Raw genomic sequence first — 16,596 nt, 5'->3', positions numbered from 1 at the left:
ACGAGGCCCGGGAGTCGTGCCGAGAGATCGCCACCGCTGGTCCGGGTGCCTACGTGATGCGGTGCGAGGCGCTCGATCGCACCGTGGACGAGGCGGTGGCCGACGGTGTGATCCGGACCGGGAACCGGATCGATCCTACGATCGCTCCTCTCGCTTCCACGGAGACGGTCGCCCCAGCCCGGTGACCGTCGCTCGCCTTCGACCCTCGTCAGCCCCATCACCTCTCGTCAGCGCAGGAGAAGACATGACCGTCCCCCAGGAGCGGATCGAGATCCGCAACATCGATCCAGGTACCAACCCCACCCGCTTCGCGCGCGGATGGCACTGCATCGGCCTCGCCAAGGATTTCCGTGACGGAAAGCCGCACCAGGTCAAGGTGTTCGGCACCGACCTGGTGGTCTTCGCCGATACGGCCGGAAAGCTGCACGTGCTCGACGCCTTCTGCCGGCACATGGGTGGGAACCTCGCGCGCGGCGAGATCAAGGGCGACACCATCGCCTGTCCGTTCCACGACTGGCGTTGGAACGGACAGGGCCGTTGTGAGGCTGTACCGTACGCGCGCCGCACGCCGAAGCTCGGTCGCACCAAGGCGTGGACGACGATGGAACGCAACGGTGTTCTGTTCGTCTGGCACTGCCCGCAGAACAGCGAACCCACCCCGGAACTCGCGATCCCCGAGATCGAGGGTTACGAGGACGGTCAGTGGAGCGACTGGACGTGGACGACCATCCACGTCGAGGGTTCGCACTGCCGCGAGATCGTCGACAACGTCGTCGACATGGCGCACTTCTTCTACGTGCACTTCCAGATGCCCGAGTACTTCAAGAACGTCTTCGACGGGCACATCGCCGGCCAGCACATGCGCTCCTACGGTCGCGACGACATCAAGACCGGTGTGCAGATGGATCTGCCGGAGGCGCAGACGATCTCGGATGCCTTCTACTACGGTCCGTCCTTCATGCTCGATACGATCTACACGGTCTCCGAGGGCACGACCATCGAGTCGAAGCTGATCAACTGCCACTACCCGGTCACGAACAACTCGTTCGTGCTGCAGTTCGGCACGATCGTCAAGAAGATCGAGGGTATGTCCGAGGAGCAGGCCGCCGAGATGGCGAAGATGTTCACCGACGGTCTCGAGGAGCAGTTCGCCCAGGACATCGAGATCTGGAAGCACAAGTCCCGCATCGAGAATCCGCTCCTCACCGAGGAGGACGGCCCGGTCTACCAGCTGCGTCGCTGGTACAACCAGTTCTACGTCGACCTCGAGGACGTCACGCCCGAGATGACGCAGCGCTTCGAGTTCGAGGTGGACACCTCGCGTGCGCTCGAGTCGTGGCACAAGGAGGTCGAGGAGAACCTCGCCGGTTCGGCGGAGTGATCCGATGATCCGTCCCGCTGCGTGCGGCGGGACGGATCACGCTTCGCGGCGACGGAAACCGTCGACGAACACCGACACGATGGTGCGCGCGAGGGCGGCGAGAGTACGGTCCGGACCGGGCCGGTACCAGCGGGAGGCGTGCCAGACCGCGTCGTAGATCAGTTCCCGGAACGTCTCGGGATCGATGTCGGTACGGAAGACGCCTTCGGCGATGCCGTCGCGGATGGCTTCTCGCCACGCGACTTCCATGGCGTCGGCGGAGGAGACCATGTCGGCCTCGACGACGCGCTCACGCATGTACTCGCCTTCGCGTCGCCAGATGGAGGTTGCTCCGTGGTAGTCCTCGGAGGTCTCCAGCGCGATCTGTGTGAATGCCACGAGTCGCTCGACGGGCGGTAGCGACCGCGCCAGCACCTCGCGGCATCGTTCGTTGAGGTCGGTGATGTACTCGCGGATGAGCTCGGTGACGATCGCTTCCTTCGACGGGAAGTAGTGGTAGAGCGCTCCGGAATAGACACCGACCGCGTCGGCGATCTCGCGGATGGTGGTGGCGGTGACCCCCTTGCGGGCGAAGATCTCCGCCGACCGGTCGAGTATCTGCCGCTTTCGCTCCTGCGGGTCCACCGTCGTCCTCTCGTAAGGCCCGTACAGGCCTGCTTCGGACCGTATTCTGCCACACCTATTGATCAACCGATCAATGGGTTCATGTTCTTCACGTCTTCAGGAGTATGCATGGCCGTGTCCCGGATGGACCCGATCGTTCCCGCTACGCCGCTGGCAGGCGCCACAGCTCTCGTGACCGGCGCAGGTCAGGGTATCGGGAGGGGGATTGCACTCGCGCTCGCCGCCGCCGGCGCAGCTGTTGCTGTCGTGGGTCGCACCGCGGAGACGATCGGCGCGACCGCCGTGGAGATCACCGACCGTGGTGGTCGCGCGGTGTCGTATGTGTGCGACGTGACCGATGGTGCGGCGGTCGAGGAGACGGTCGCCGCCGTGGTGCAGGAGTTCGGCGGACTGTCCATCCTGGTGAACAACGCGCAGTCGCCGGCGCCGGGAACGCTTCTCGAACTCGACGAGGACGTGTACCGCGGAGGTATGGAATCCGGGCCCACCGCGACCTGGCGGATGATGCGGGCGTGCCACCCGCACCTGCGCGGTGGTGGTTCGATCGTCAATCTCGGATCGGCGGCCGGTATCCGGTGGAACCCCTCGGGGACGGGCGGATACGCCGCTGCGAAGGAAGCGATCCGGGTTCTCACCCGCACCGCCGCCTGTGAGTGGGCGGCGGACGGGATCCGCGTCAATTCGATTCTGCCGCTCGCCGATTCGGTAGCAATGCAGGAGTGGGCGGAACGCGAGCCGGAAGAAGCAGCCGCGTACGCGAGTTCGATCCCGCTCGGCCGGCTCGGCGATCCCGAGACCGACATCGGGCCCGCTGTCGTCTTCCTGTGCAGCGAGGCCGCCCGCTACATCACGGGCCACTCGCTTCCGGTGGACGGAGGTCAGGCGCTGGTGCGCTGACCCACCGATCGGGAGAGGTGTGGCCGAGAATCGCTCGGGGACAGGGCACGCCACACCGCCCGCGCCGCGAGCCGGACCGGGGTGGCCAGGCCGACGGTGTCGACGATGTCGACGGGTCCTGTCACGGACAGTGCGCCCACGCACGTCTGCCCGTTTCCGATGGGCGCCGCCACGCACGCGACACCCGGCACCGATTCCTCACGCTCGTGCGCGACACGTCGCTCGCGAATATGTGCGATCTCGTTGCGGGACAGCAGATGCTCTGCTCTCGGGGCACTGGGGTACGTGCATCCTGTTGCAGGAAGGGAGGCGTGCAGTCGGGTGTGGGCCAGAAGGGCCTTACCGAGGGCGGTGCGATGTGCCGGCTGCCGCCCGCCGATGCGCGAAGGGAGCACGAGGGGTCCACGTCCGATCTTGTCGACGTAGCGCACGTCGCCACCTTCGAGGACGGCCAGATGCACGACGAGACCCGTCGTCGAATGCAGGTCGTGCAGGACGGGGTGGGCTGCTCGGTGCAGACGGTCGTGGTTCCGCGCCAACGCGCCCCATTCGAGGGGTGTGCGTCCGAGGGCGTAGGTCTTGCCGCGCTTGCTCACCCAGCCGTGCTCGACGAGCTGTGTGAGCAAGCGGTGGGTGGACGAGCGTGGGAGACCCGTGCGAGTCGAGAGCTCGGAGAGGGTGAGCCGATCGCCGGTGTGGAACTCGTCCAGCAGTCCGGCCACGCGGGCGATGAAGGCGTTGGAGAACTCGTCGTCGAGTGCCATGGGATCCTCGCAATACATCGAAGCCATCGACTGATCGATTGATCAGCGGATCGGTTGAGGGGTGTGATGTCAGGCGGTCAAGGTCGTCTCCAGATGGTCGGCTGCCCGACGCAACCGCCGGACCGCGTCCTCGCTGATCGCCTCCACCGGGCCGGCCAGCGACAGTGCGGCGATCTCGCCGTCGCCCGCAGCGAAGGCGGCGACGGCGTGCCGGAAGCACTCGCCTCCGTGTACGACACCGCCGACGAGTGAGTGCCCGTTGCTGCCCGTCAGGGCGGGGTGGGTTCCGTCGCGTCGCGCCAGCAGCGCCAGGCCGGCGACGGTGTCCTCGGCAAGGTGCCGCTGGCCCGCCCACGTGCTGTCGGTGAACTGCGCGCCGCTCACCTTCTCCAGGTAGACGACCTGGTCGTCGTCGAGAACGGTCAGGTGGACGGCGAGGCCGGTCTCTCGGTGCAGGTCGTACATCGAGCGGAGGGCGGCGCTGTGGATCCGGTCGTGTGCCTGCGCGAGGGCGCCGAGCTCGACGATCTTCGGACCGAGGTGATAGGTGGTGCCGCTGCGACGCATCCACCCGACCCGCACGAGTTGGAGAAGCATCCGATGAGCGGACGAACGGGGGAAGCCTGTTCGTCGGCACAACTCGGTGAGGGTGAGGCCGTCCGCGTCGCGGAACGGTTCGAGCAGCAGACCGAGGCGGTCCATGACGGACGAGGGTGTGGGGAGGACTTCGGACATGGTCTTCTCCGTGGCGGTTCGTTGATTGATCGACCGATCAATGAGTAGATACGACTGTAGCGCCACTCGGAGCTCCGCGGAAGAACGAATTTCAGGAACAACGAAAATGCACCGCGACCGGAAGTCGCGGTGCATTTTCGTCGGACGGACCGTGGGGTGTCAGGCAGTGGGTGGCAGGAACGCCTTCAACGGCTCGGATCCCGACTGGTCGTGGCCCCAGTACGCATCTGCCGTGATCTCCTCGGACGTGTAGTGACGCTCGTCGACGAGCATGCCCTCGGTGCCGAACTCGAGGTCCCAGCCTCCGGGTGCACGAACGTAGAACGAGATCATCTTGTCGTTGGTGTGCCGGCCGAGTGTCGACGAGATCGAGAAGTCGAGCTTGTTCACCCGATCGAGGGCCTGGCCGACCGCGTCGAGCGTGTCGACCTCGGTCATCAAGTGCACCAGGCCGGGTTCCTCGTTCGGCGGAGCCGGGCACAACGCGAGGCTGTGGTGCCGCTCGTTGATGCCGAGGAAGCGGACGCGCACGAGACCGTCCTCGTCGAGGCGGATCGAGCCGCGCGGCAGGAAACCGAGCACCTGCGTGTAGAACTCGTACGTCTCGGCGAAATTCGCCGTCGGCAGCACGACGTGGCCCAGGCCGAGGCCGCCGGTCACCCAGCGTCCACCGAAGCGCGTCACGACCGGGCTGTGGTCGAGCACCGGCCCGAAGAACACCTCGAGGCGGGTTCCGGCCGGATCCTCGAACGCGATGGCACCCTCGGCGTCGATGTAGGTCGCTTCCTTGTGCGAGAGCACCTCGACGGTGCGTCCCGACTTCTCTACGGCCTCACGCACGCGCTGGAGCGCGAACTCGTCACGCACCTCCCAGCCCACGGCCAGTGCCTTGTCGGAATCACCGGGCAGCACCTGGATGCGCGAGCGACGCTCGTCGATACGGGCGTAGAAGCCGTCGGCCTCGGGCCCGGTTCCCTCGGCCATGCCGAGCCCGTCGAGCAGCAGGGCGCGCCAGCGCGCCACATCCTGCGTCTGGATGCGGAGGTAGCCGAGACCTCTCAGTTCAGTCATGTCGTCGTCCTCGAAAGTGGAAGGGAATCAGATCATTGCGCGGTAGGGGCCCTGCGGGTCGCCACCGAGCTGAGTGAGAGCTGCGGAGTGGTAGATCATGCCCGGCACGTGGATGGCGTGGGTCAGACCCACGTGCGCGTCGCGCCAGAAGCGCTGCATCGGTGTCTTCAGGTGCACTGCCGCACCGCCGGCGCGCGCGAAGATCTCGTCCATCGCCCGCACCGCACGCCACGCCGACGAGATCTGGGTGCGCCGGCCGATGGCGCGCTCCTCGAAGCTGATCTCCTCACCGCGGTCGGTCTTGTCCCAGAACCGGTCGACGGTCTCGAGCAACGCGAGCCGCGACGCGGAGATCTCGGCGGCTGCCTCGCTGATTGCGAACAGGACGTACGGGTCCTCCTTGATCGGGACACCGGTGACCTGAACGCGCTCCTTCTGCGCGGCGATGTAGCAGGCCAGCGCGCCCTCGGTCATGCCGATCAGCGACGAGGTGATGCCCAGCGGGAAGATGTACGAGAAGGGGAACTTGTACAGCGTCTCGTCGCGACCCGCATGGCGCCAGCCGTTTCCGCTGAGGACGATGTCGGCGTCGATCGTGCGGTACTCGGGCAGGAACGCGTCCTTGACGATCAGATCCTTCGATCCGGTGCCGCGCAGGCCGATGACGTTCCAGCTGTCCGCGTCGATCTCGTAGTCCGAGCGGGGGAGCAGCACGTGCAGGACCTGGCCGGTGCGGTTGCCGTCCTTGTCGCCGACGGCAGCGCCGATCATCACCCAACCGCAGTGGTCGGTACCCGACGAGAACGACCAGCGGCCGTTGAGGATGTAACCACCGTCGACCGGCACAGCGACACCCATCGGTGCGTACGGCGACGCCATCCACATGTCGTTGTCGTCGCCCCAGATCTCCTCCTGGGCCTTCGTGTCGAAGAAGGTGAGCTCCCACGGATGCACACCGACGATGCCGGCCACCCAGCCGGTCGCACCGTCGAGAGCACCGATGGACATGACGGTCTCGGCGAACTCGCGGGGGTGGGCTTCCGAGCCGCCGAACTCCTTCGGCTGCAACATGCGGATGATGCCGGAATCGCGCAGGTGCTTCGCCGAGATGTCCGACAGTCGCATCTGCTCGTCGCCGACGATGCCTTCACTGCGGATCTCGTCCGCGTGCTGCATGATCCTGTCCAATACCTGACCCATGACGGTGACTCTTCCTGGGAATCGGCTGCTGACGAGCCGGGACTACGTGGAGGGGTGCTCCGCGGTACGGAGCGACTTGCGCTGTGCAGGTGTGGCGTGTCGAACAGTCCCAGCTGTGATGTGAGCGCGCACCGGTGTTTCCGTTGAACGGAACATCCTGGGCAACTCGGAGGGGGCCCGCGCTCATGTTGACGCCATGAAACGAGGCGCGCCCCTGCAACACGCCGCGCCGGACCCGTTTCACCGCGCGAGGATGCCGGTTGTTCCGATCAACGGGATGTCGCAGGAGATTCCGTCCGGCGATCGGTAGGCAGGGAGGTGACCACTCGCTCGGAAGGATCGCCATGACCGAGACCACGGACCGCCCGACCAGCGACCTGTCTGCGGCCGAACAGCTTCTCGCTATCCACGAGATCCAGCAGGTCTTCTCGGCCCGGCTGCGGGTGATGGACACCAAGCAGTGGGAGCTGTACCCCACCTTGCACACCGAGGACGTGGTGAGCGAGACGTGGGGCGGACTCCCCAGCGACAAGCAGCCGCGCACCGGCGAGCAGCCCGGCCGTGTCGTCGGACGCGAGGCACTCACACGCGCTATCAGCAACTTCCTCGACGGACCCGTGTCGATCACCTCCGCGCACCACGGCCACTGCCCCGAGATCGTCCTCGAATCCGCCACGACCGCGCGCGGCATCTGGGCGATGGAGGACGAGTTGTGGTGGGACAACGACGGCGTCGAGGAGTCGCTGCACGGCTGGGGGCACTACCACGAGGAGTACCGCAAGGTCGACGGTGTCTGGCTGATCTCCTACCGCAAGCTCACGCGTCTGCGTGAGGTGCACACTCCCGGTTTCTTCAGCTTCCTGAAACGAACACCCGAGCTGAGCTGACGCGCCGAAACGAGGCTCGCGCGGCGTGTTGCCGACGCGAACCTCGTTTCAGCGCGCCAATTCTCGATGAGTCGTGCTCAGTAGAGATCGTCGAGCTTGTCGAGATCGACACCCTTGGTCTCGCGACTGGTGGCCACGGCAATCACGGTGATCGACATGGTGATCACCAGATAGACGATGACGGCAGTGGCATTGAAGCGATCGACCAGCCACACTGCGATGAACGGGGCTGGAGCGCCGGCGATGATCGACGAGCCCTGGAACACCAATGACGAACCGGCGAAGCGGTACTTGGTGGGGAACAACTCCGTGATCCACGCGGCTTCGGGGCCGGCGAGCATGCCGTGCAGCAGAGCGCCGACGCAGACACCCACCCCGAGTGCAGTCATGTTCTCGGTGTGCACCAGAGCGAAGAAGATGGGCGCCCAGATGACGAGCGAGATCGAGGGGACGAGCATCGCGATCTTGCGTCCGACCCGGTCGGACCACCAGCCGCCACCGATCATTCCGAGGAACTGGCAGACCGACGCGAAGGCGACGGTGGTGACGATGGCACCGCGCGTGTAGTCGAAATAGGTGGTGGCGTAGGCGATGACGAAGATGGTGTAGACGTAGAACGCGATGTTCTCGCCGAGGCGCATGCCGAGGCCGTGGAGCAGCGGGCGCGGCTTACGCAGGGCCTCGACGATGCTGGACGATTCCTTGCGTGCGGCCTTGTCCTCGGCGGATTCGGCCTTCGCCTGTGCGGCCTGGTAGACCGGAGATTCCTCGACTCCCCGTCGGATCAGGAAGCCGATGATGAGCAGGGGCACGGCGAGCAGGAAGGCGACGCGCCAGCCCCAGTTGTCGAAGGCGTCGCCGGGGAAGACAACGGCGAGGATGCCGACCGTGACGGTGGCCAGGACGGTACCGGCCGGCGCTCCGGACTGCGGCCACGCCGCCCAGAATCCACGACGCTTGGGTTCGCCGTATTCGCTGACCAGGATGACCGCGGCACCGAACTCGCCACCGAGGGCGAAGCCCTGGATCATGCGCAGGACGACCAGGGCGACGGTGGCCCAGATGCCGATCTGACCGTAGGTGGGGAGCAGTCCGATCGCGGCCGTCGCGCCACCGAGCATGAGGAATGTCGCCACCAGGATGGGCTTGCGTCCGAACTTGTCACCGAGATGACCGAAGACGATGCCGCCGAGAGGACGGGCGACGAACCCGAGTCCTTGTGTCGCGAGAGCCATCAACAACGATGCGACCGCATTGCCGCTGGGGAAGAAGAGAGGGCCGAGGACGGTCGCGGCAAGGATGCCGTAGACCGCGAAGTCGTACCACTCGAGGACGGCGCCGGCCATGCTGCCGGCCAGAACCCGCTTGAACGGAGTTCTCGTGGTCGGTGTGCCGGCGTCCGGTGGAATCGGCGGCGTACCCGACTGCTCGATGGTGGTCATGTCGTGCCTTTCGGATCAGGTTCGAGTTCAGCCGTGTGTCACAGCTGGAGGGTCAGCTTGTCGCCGCATGCGCGGGAGCAGCAGGTCATCATGGTTTTTCCGGCTGCGCGCTCGGCCTTGGTGAGGACCAGGTCGCGGTGGTCGACCTCGCCATCGAGAACGGGTACCTCGCAGGCACCGCAGATACCTTCTTCGCAGTCGCTCTGTGCGTCGATGTTGGCCGCTCGAAGTGCTTGGAGCACTGTCTGATCGGCTGCGACCGGGACGGTGATGCCGGAATCCTTCAGCACCACCTCGAAGCCGTGCTCCTTGGAGGGATCGAGTTCCTCGAGCGTGGAGGAGAAGTGTTCGACGTGCAGCGTGTCGTCGGACCAATGTGCGGTGGCCTCTCCGAGTGCGGCGAGCAGGCGCTCGGGCCCGCACGAGTACACTTGCGTGCCCTCTTCCGGGTCGGCGAAGAGAGAGGGAAGGTCCATGCGGGTGCCTTCGTCGCCGGGATAGACCCGGACGCGATCTCCGTGGTCGCGGGCGAGGCGGTCGAGAAATGCCATGGAGGTGCGTGAGCGGCCGGCGTAGTGAATCTCGTAGTCGCCTCCGGCAGCTTTGACCTGATCGGCCATCGCGATCACCGGCGTGATGCCGATACCGCCGGCGACGAAGACATACCGTTTCGCGTCGGGGTCGAGCTTGAAGTGGTTGCGGGGACCCCGTACCCGGAGCGTGTCGCCGACGGACAGTTCGGTATGGATCCACCGGGAGCCACCTCGGCTCTGCTGGTCGTGGAGAACGGCCACCTGGAAGGTGTTGCGGTCGTTCGGATCACCGCACAGTGAGTACTGGCGGGAGACAGTGCCGCAGTCGATGTCGATGTGTGACCCGGCGGACCATTTCGGGAGCGGTCGTCCGGAGGTGTCGCGCAGGGTGATCAGCAGGATGTCGTCGGCGACGCGTTCGAGCCCGGAGACGGCCATCGTGCGAGCGATCGTGTTCTTCGACGGTTCGCCGATCTTGACCGGTTGCTGACGGGACAGCACCGTCGGATCGGCCCTTTCGGGGTTGCGTGACGGATCCCAGCGAACCCACACGTGATCGGGTCCGCGGAACGAGGTGTTGGGCAGATAGGTGAATTCCTGATCCGGGACCAGTTCCATGTGGGGCAGGCGACGGGTCAGTTCTTCCAGAAAGATCTGAATCTCCATGCGCGCGAGATTCTTTCCCATGCACTGGTGGCTGCCGTACCCGAAGGTGAGATGGTCGCTGGCGTTGTCACGCCGGATGTCGAAGTCGTCGGCCTGGTCGAAGTGGCGTTCGTCGTGGTTCGCGGACGAGTTGACGATCAGCAGCTTCGCCCCGGCGGGAATGGCGACGCCGTTGATCGTGGTGTCCGCGGTGACGAGGCGTCGCCACGCCGCCACCGATCCGGAGTGACGCAGGCATTCTTCGACTGCGTTGGGGATCAGGCTCGGGTCGGCGCAGATCTCTTCCCATACGTCGCGATGTTCGAGCAGCAGTCGTAAAGCGTTGGCGGAGGCGTTGGCAGTCGTCTCGTGCGCGGCGACGATGCCGGCCATCATCATCGAGTGCAGGTAGGAATCGGTGACGACGTCCGGCTGTTCCTGCTGAACGCGGATACCGAACGGCATCCAGCCGTGCCCGTCGGGGTTCTTGCGCATCTTGTCGAGAACGGTGCCGGCGAACTGCCAGAACTTACCGACAGCATCGGCGACGGCGACCTGCTGTTCGGGAGCCGGACGTCCCCACGTGTTGACGGTGTGCGCGATCGAGTACTCGCGCAGGGTGTCCATGTCTTCCTCGGGCACGCCGAGGAAGTGCAGCGCGACGGTGAGCGGAACCTCCCAGAGCATCTCGTCGACGAGGTCGACGTGTCCGGTATCGATGAAGCGATCCACGTACTCCCGGGTCAGTCGACGCACCATCGGCTCGTGGTGAGCGAGCGCAGCGGGAGTGAACGGCTCCATCAGCGCACGGCGTCGCGGCATGTGCGCAGGTTCGTCCTCGTTGACGAGGGTGCGATTCATGGCATAGCCGTAGCGAGCGAGGACGGCGTTCGCTTCGTCGGAAGTCGGGGTGATCTTCTCCAGGGCAATCGAGGGGGAAAACAACTGGTTGTCGCGGAAGACGGCCTTCACGTCCTCGTAGCGGGTGACCACCCAGTAGTCGAGTTCGGGGCTGTAGAAGACGGGTTCTTCGTCGCGTGACCAACGCAGAGACGCGGCCGGGTCCACCTGGTACGGGCCGGTGAAGGGATCGAACGATGCAGCGCGCGGGGAGACGGGGCAGCCGGTCGGGGAAGTGAAGGCGGTGTGGTCGACGGGGCAGCGGCTCTCCGCGGCGGGTTTCGGGGTGTCGAGGACGGTGCCGATCGACTGACTCGTCATGATGCTCTCCATCTGCGAACTGCAAGTTTACTTTTAACGAACACATATGTTCGTTGAACGCACAGTAGAAAGGTAACGGCGGTCACACTCGGCGTCAATGTCGGGGTCGGATCTCTGTGCTGAGGGCACAAAAAAGGACGCCCTCAGCGGGCGTCCTCGAGCGTGGCTGTACTGGTCAGGTATCGAGCAGGCTGTTGATCCGTGCGGCGGTCGCCACAACGGCGGCTGCCGCAACATCGGTATCGAGACCTTCGATCGCGACAACGCCGACGCTCGCCTCGAATCCCACGCCCTCATGGTCGAGGGGGGAGCGCACGCTGGCTGCCACGCCGACAGCGCCGTGCTCGAGCTCGCCGGCGGTGATGCTGAAACCGTCCTCGCGTGCACGTCGGACGGCGTCGGTGTCGGAATCCGATGCAGGGCGGCCGGCGAGGATCGCGAGACCGGCCGCGCCCTTGGATACCGGATGCCTCGTACCGACTCGGTAGCCCACTCGGAGGATGCCCGTATCGGGTTCGGCCACCGCAATCACGACGCACTCGTCACCCTCGAGAGTCGATAGGAAGGCGGTGGCCGACGTCTGCTGAGCCAGGTCTCGCAGGAGCGGTTGCGCCACTTCGCGCAAGCGGGGGCGGAAGCGTGAACCGAGAAGAGCGGCTCCGACGGCAAGTCTGATCCTGCCGTCCTGTGTTCGGGCCACGAGCGAATGCGCTTCGAGGGTCGCGACGATTCGATAACCGATGGCCCGAGCGACCTCCAACTCGGCCGAGAGTTCCGCGATCGAAATTCCCCCCGGTCGCTGAGACACGATGTCCAGCGCACGTAGACCGCGATCAAGGGTCTGGAGGGTGCTCAACGGTTCTCCTCGGGGCTCTTGCTAGGGATACCGAAGCCTATCTCGACCACATCTCCGGCTATCGGCGCGAATGTGTGGCGGGCGTCTAGGGGCAGTTTCTTGGGTGTCGACCGGCCCCCGCGCGCTGAACCGGGGCTCACCCCTGCAACACGCCGTGCGAGCCCCGGTTCGGCGCGTCAACCCGCCCCGCCTTCGATGGATGGGCGGTCAGGCTGTGCCGGCCGCGTTATGCGCGCGCCAACTGACAGAGGGCGCTTGAGGTTTCAGAAACTCGCGGTAACGGTATTCGTCACTTGGTTCTCGCGGTGATCTCGACGGCCTCGGGAAACTCATCGGGTTCTGAGCGGGAAACAATGTTGCATAAACGTGATTATCGTCACTCGGAGTGTTCCGTTGTTCGGGTTACATGCAGGTAGGTGAACTCGAAGCCCAAGGGATTCAACCGAACACACGACACGGTCGCAGCGTTGCCCCGGACTCCGAGGGTGAATTTCCCGCGTGATCTGCGAGAAGACTTCGATTAACAGGTAACGCTCAGCTATTTCTTAGAGATAGTTCGGGTAACGCTCGCTCGAGTCCGGTTCCAGTGCCGGCGCCTGGACTCGTCGGGAAAGTTTTGTCTCGGGGAGGAGACACATTTATGGGGAGGACTGCGGGATGACGACGGTCGATGATCGAGGGCTCGACCCGTCCGACGCTCAGCGGGGTGCACCGAAGCGTGCCCCCGCTGATGCGTCGCCCGGCACCGGTGTCAACCGGTGGAAGTGGCAGAACGTGTACGTGAAGAGGCTGTACCTCACGGACGCGATCACCGTGGTCCTCTCCGTGATCCTGGCGCAGACCGTCCGCTTCGGCTACGAGGATCTGCTCCTCGCCGGAGGTGGCGGCCAGCTCGATTACACGGTGGTATCTGCCGTCCTCATCGTGGCCTGGCTGGGCGCGCTGAGTTTGTTCCGTTCACGGTCGCGTCGCGTGATCGGCGCCGGCTACGACGAGTATCAGCGGGTCATCTCGGCGACGCTCGCCATGTTCGGCACGATCGCCATCATCGCGCTCATCACCAACCAGCAGATCGCGCGTGGCTTCCTTGCTATTGCGTTGCCGGTGGGTCTTGCCGGTTTGCTGTTGTCGCGGTGGGTGTGGCGGAAGGTCATCGCGCGCAAGCGTGCTCGCGGCGAGTTTCAGACCTCGGTGCTGGTGGTCGGTGGTGCGCGGGCGGTGCGGCACATGGCGCGCACCTTCTCCCGTAAGGATGGGGAGGGTTACCGCGTCGTCGGTGTGTGCGTGCCCCGCTATTCGGGAGCGCCCGGTGATGTGATCGATGTCGACGGCCGGGAGATCACCATCTACGGCGACGAGCACTCGGTCGTCGAAGCACTCGAGTTGTCGGGGGCGGACACGGTGGTGGTCACCGCCACCGAGACCCTGGGCAGCGACGGTTTGCACGATCTGGTCTGGCAGCTCGAGCCGCTCGACACCGACCTGGTCGTCGCCACGGGTGTGGTGGATGTGGCGGGTCCGCGGATCGAGATGCGCCCGGTGGCCGGTCTGCCGCTGATCCACGTCGAGAAGCCGAGCTATCACGGGGCGAAGCGGTCGGGGAAGCGGATCTTCGATCTCGTGTTCGCCGGTGCGGCGCTGGTGGCCCTGGCTCCGGTGTTTGCGGTCGTTGCGCTGTTGATCAAGCTCGAGGATCGGGGTCCGGTCTTCTACAAGGCCGAGCGCATCGGCATCGATGGCACGCCGTTCGGGATGATCAAGTTCCGGTCGATGGTCACCAACGCCGACACGATGGTCGACACGTTGCTGGCCCAGAACGAGGGTGCCGGTCTGTTGTTCAAGATGAAGGACGACCCCCGCGTCACCCGTATCGGCAAGATCATGCGCCGGTTCAGCATCGACGAACTCCCGCAGTTCCTCAATGTCATTCGCGGGGAGATGAGCGTAGTGGGTCCGCGTCCGCCGTTGCGCCGTGAGGTGGAGGCCTACGACGGTCGGGTCAAGCGCCGCCTGCTGGTGCGCCCGGGCGTGACCGGACTCTGGCAGGTCAGCGGTCGCTCGGATCTGTCGTGGGACGAGTCGGTGCGCCTGGATCTGTCGTATGTGGAGAACTGGTCGATGGTCTCGGATGTGTTGATCATCGGCAAGACCGTCAAGGCGGTCCTGGCCAGCGACGGCGCCTACTGAGAAAAGCTCGACAAGAACGGCCTCGGAGTTCCCACTCCGGGGCCGTTCTTTCGTATGCGGTAGATAGCAGCGGTGCCGTTCAGTCGGCTTTGCGCTTTGTCGAGCGGCGGGGTCGACTCCCGTTCTCCAATGGCTCGAACAGCACGGCGGTGTTGATGGTGGCGAGTTCGCGGCTCGCGGCCTCGTACAGGCCGGTCAGCACCTGCATCGATCGCGACGCGTGCCGCATCTTCGTGGTGATGTCGCTCAGTTCCTCGAGGTTGGACACCAGGGTCTCGCGGCGGAGCTGGGCGTAGCGATCGGTGACGGCCCGACCCTTCTCGGTGACGGTGAAGACGGAGGAGGTGCCGGCCTTCCGTCGTTCGAGTAGGCCGAGGCTGACGAGCTTGCGGAGGTTGTACTGCAGATTGGGCAGATCCTCCCGGTTGGTCAGCTGGGCGATCGTCGCGGTGTCCTTCGAACGCTCCTGCATCCGCACGACGTGCAACGCGACGATCTCGTTGAAGGCCAGGTCGAGGTCTGTGGCTGCCCGGATCGCTTGGATGGCGAAGCGTTGGAAGCCGCCTTCGGCTTGGAGGATCGCGAACTCGAAGGACGTCAGGGCGTCCTCGTAGGCGTTCTCGGCGAGATGCCAACGTCTGCCGGTGGGCAGGGGTGCGGTGTCGCTGGTCGGCTCGGAGTCTGCGCTGGTCATCACTGTCTTCCGCGATAGGCCCGGGCTCATCGCCCCGCGGCGGGGTGCGCCGCGCGGGTCAACGGTATCAAGATTGCGCACATGCCATCAATGTAAATTTCATGGATTTTCTATTGACGTTCCACGGAACTTCGATACTGTGGCTTCAGACACAGCGAGTGTCACCCACTTCTCGAAGACCCGGTTCTCGGGTCCGTACCTCGGTCGCACCTCAGCCCATCCAGCGACCTACCCCACCCCTCACTCACCTCCAGGGAGTCATTCCATGACCGCTATCTCGCACAGCGGATCCTCGGCGGGCGTCACCCGCCAGTACGCCCCGTATGTCCAGGCAGACTGGGGTTTCGCCAACCACTGGTATCCCGCGCTGCTGTCCAGCGAACTCGAGGACGGCACCGCCAAGGGCGTCACCATCGGTGGACACGACATCGCCCTGCGTCGCAGTTCGGGTAAGACCTACGCAGTATCCGACCGCTGCATCCACCGGGGCGTGAAGCTCTCGGCGAAGCCGATGTGCCTGTCCGAGGGCACGATCACGTGCTGGTACCACGGCTTCACCTACGGACTCGAGGACGGCAGCCTGACCACGATCGTCGGCAATCCCGACGACTCGCTGATCGGGAAGGCCGGCATCCGGACGTACCCGGTGGAAGAGGTCAACGGGATCATCTACGTCTTCGTGGGTGAGGAGGACTTCGGGACTCCGCCTCCGCTGGCCAGCGACCTTCCTGCGCCGGTCACCAATGACCCCAATGATTCTCCGGTGCCGCACCTGCTCGACGAGGGCATCGTGATCCGCGGCATCCACCGCAAGCTCGTCGGCAACTGGCGCCTCGCCGCCGAGAACGGCCTCGATCCGGGCCACCTGCTGGTCCACTGGGACAACCAGATCCTGGTCGCCCTCGACCGCGCCCTGCCTCTCGGTGTCAATGCACTCACCGACTCGGCGACGGAGGAGATCGACATCGAGGACGGTCCCAAGGGCGTGATGAACCGCTACGATCGTCCCGACCTGTACCAGCCGGTTCTGGACAATCCCAAGGTCAACATGAAGGCCCGCGGCACGGTGCCGCACTATTTCCGCACCTCGTTGTGGGTCCCCGGTGTCCTGATGGTCGAGCACTGGCCCATCACCGACCACGTCCAGTACGAGTTCTACGTCCCGATCGACGACCACCATCACGAGTACTGGGAGATCATCGCCACCCGCGCCCGCACCGACGAGGAGATCGCGGAGTTCAACTTCAAGTACGACAACTTCATGCTGCCGTTGGCGCTGGAGGGCTTCAACAACAGCGACGTCTTCGCTCGTGAGGCCACCGAGGAGCACTACACCCGCTTCGACGGCTGGAACAACGAGATGCTGTGCGACATGGACTATTCCATCATCGCCTGGCGCAAGATGGCGGCTCGGCACCCGCGCGGCTTCTTCGAATCGCCGTACCTGGACGAGGACTGA

The 16,596-nt window shown here is 65.1% G+C and carries 14 protein-coding genes; 5 read left to right on the top strand and 9 right to left on the bottom strand.

Annotation, left to right across the window (positions count from 1 at the left end; translation table 11 throughout):
• The first annotated feature begins 244 nt into the window (after nt 1-244).
• Nucleotides 245-1,381 (top strand): Rieske 2Fe-2S domain-containing protein, encoded by a 1,137-nt coding sequence (locus U9J23_RS20075; RefSeq protein WP_085469785.1) that lies wholly within the window; start codon nt 245-247, stop codon nt 1,379-1,381.
• Nucleotides 1,382-1,417: 36 nt separating this feature from the next.
• Here the strand turns inward: U9J23_RS20075 and U9J23_RS20070 are convergent, their stop codons facing one another.
• Nucleotides 1,418-2,005, bottom strand: a complete 588-nt coding sequence (locus U9J23_RS20070; RefSeq protein WP_085469786.1) for a TetR/AcrR family transcriptional regulator — start codon at nt 2,003-2,005, stop codon at nt 1,418-1,420.
• Between the two features lie 108 nt (nt 2,006-2,113).
• Between U9J23_RS20070 and U9J23_RS20065 the strand changes: the two genes are divergently transcribed.
• Complete coding sequence (locus tag U9J23_RS20065; RefSeq protein WP_085469787.1) at nt 2,114-2,902, top strand: SDR family NAD(P)-dependent oxidoreductase; 789 nt, start codon at nt 2,114-2,116, stop codon at nt 2,900-2,902.
• Here the strand turns inward: U9J23_RS20065 and U9J23_RS20060 are convergent.
• The 4 genes from U9J23_RS20060 to U9J23_RS20045 all read right to left on the bottom strand — a co-directional run bounded on the left by U9J23_RS20060 (nt 2,884) and on the right by U9J23_RS20045 (nt 6,672).
• Nucleotides 2,884-3,666, bottom strand: coding sequence for an IclR family transcriptional regulator (locus U9J23_RS20060; RefSeq protein WP_228525758.1), 783 nt, complete (start codon nt 3,664-3,666; stop codon nt 2,884-2,886). The genes U9J23_RS20065 and U9J23_RS20060 overlap by 19 nt on opposite strands.
• A gap of 69 nt (nt 3,667-3,735) precedes the next feature.
• Nucleotides 3,736-4,401 (bottom strand): IclR family transcriptional regulator, encoded by a 666-nt coding sequence (locus U9J23_RS20055; protein WP_228525759.1) that lies wholly within the window; start codon nt 4,399-4,401, stop codon nt 3,736-3,738.
• Nucleotides 4,402-4,560: 159 nt separating this feature from the next.
• Nucleotides 4,561-5,472, bottom strand: a complete 912-nt coding sequence (bphC, locus tag U9J23_RS20050; protein WP_085469789.1) for a biphenyl-2,3-diol 1,2-dioxygenase — start codon at nt 5,470-5,472, stop codon at nt 4,561-4,563.
• A 27-nt stretch (nt 5,473-5,499) separates the two neighbouring features.
• Nucleotides 5,500-6,672: an acyl-CoA dehydrogenase family protein gene (locus U9J23_RS20045; protein WP_085469790.1), complete on the bottom strand. Its 1,173-nt coding sequence runs from the start codon at nt 6,670-6,672 to the stop codon at nt 5,500-5,502.
• Nucleotides 6,673-7,016: 344 nt separating this feature from the next.
• Here U9J23_RS20045 and U9J23_RS20040 point away from each other — a divergent pair, with 344 nt between their 5' ends.
• Nucleotides 7,017-7,559, top strand: coding sequence for a nuclear transport factor 2 family protein (locus tag U9J23_RS20040; protein ID WP_085469791.1), 543 nt, complete (start codon nt 7,017-7,019; stop codon nt 7,557-7,559).
• A 77-nt stretch (nt 7,560-7,636) separates the two neighbouring features.
• Here the strand turns inward: U9J23_RS20040 and U9J23_RS20035 are convergent, their stop codons facing one another.
• The 3 genes from U9J23_RS20035 to U9J23_RS20025 all read right to left on the bottom strand — a co-directional run bounded on the left by U9J23_RS20035 (nt 7,637) and on the right by U9J23_RS20025 (nt 12,256).
• On the bottom strand, nt 7,637-9,001 hold the full coding sequence (locus U9J23_RS20035; protein WP_229582774.1) for an MFS transporter: 1,365 nt from the start codon (nt 8,999-9,001) through the stop codon (nt 7,637-7,639).
• 38 nt (nt 9,002-9,039) lie between these two features.
• Complete coding sequence (locus U9J23_RS20030; RefSeq protein ID WP_272268133.1) at nt 9,040-11,400, bottom strand: cytochrome P450/oxidoreductase; 2,361 nt, start codon at nt 11,398-11,400, stop codon at nt 9,040-9,042.
• A gap of 175 nt (nt 11,401-11,575) precedes the next feature.
• A complete protein-coding gene (locus tag U9J23_RS20025; RefSeq protein WP_059383859.1) occupies nt 11,576-12,256 on the bottom strand; it encodes an IclR family transcriptional regulator in 681 nt (226 codons plus the stop codon).
• 657 nt (nt 12,257-12,913) lie between these two features.
• Between U9J23_RS20025 and U9J23_RS20020 the strand changes: the two genes are divergently transcribed.
• A complete protein-coding gene (locus U9J23_RS20020; protein WP_326600023.1) occupies nt 12,914-14,443 on the top strand; it encodes a sugar transferase in 1,530 nt (509 codons plus the stop codon).
• A gap of 79 nt (nt 14,444-14,522) precedes the next feature.
• On the opposite strand, the gene U9J23_RS20015 is transcribed toward U9J23_RS20020, so the two are convergent.
• Complete coding sequence (locus U9J23_RS20015; RefSeq protein WP_160873994.1) at nt 14,523-15,137, bottom strand: winged helix DNA-binding protein; 615 nt, start codon at nt 15,135-15,137, stop codon at nt 14,523-14,525.
• A gap of 265 nt (nt 15,138-15,402) precedes the next feature.
• Between U9J23_RS20015 and U9J23_RS20010 the strand changes: the two genes are divergently transcribed.
• Nucleotides 15,403-16,596 (top strand): Rieske 2Fe-2S domain-containing protein, encoded by a 1,194-nt coding sequence (locus U9J23_RS20010; protein ID WP_085469794.1) that lies wholly within the window; start codon nt 15,403-15,405, stop codon nt 16,594-16,596.

The sequence above is a fragment of the Rhodococcus sp. PD04 genome (assembly GCF_035918275.1).
Taxonomy (GTDB): Bacteria; Actinomycetota; Actinomycetes; order Mycobacteriales; family Mycobacteriaceae; genus Rhodococcus; species Rhodococcus rhodochrous.
This window is presented reverse-complemented; position numbering and strand designations above follow the sequence as displayed.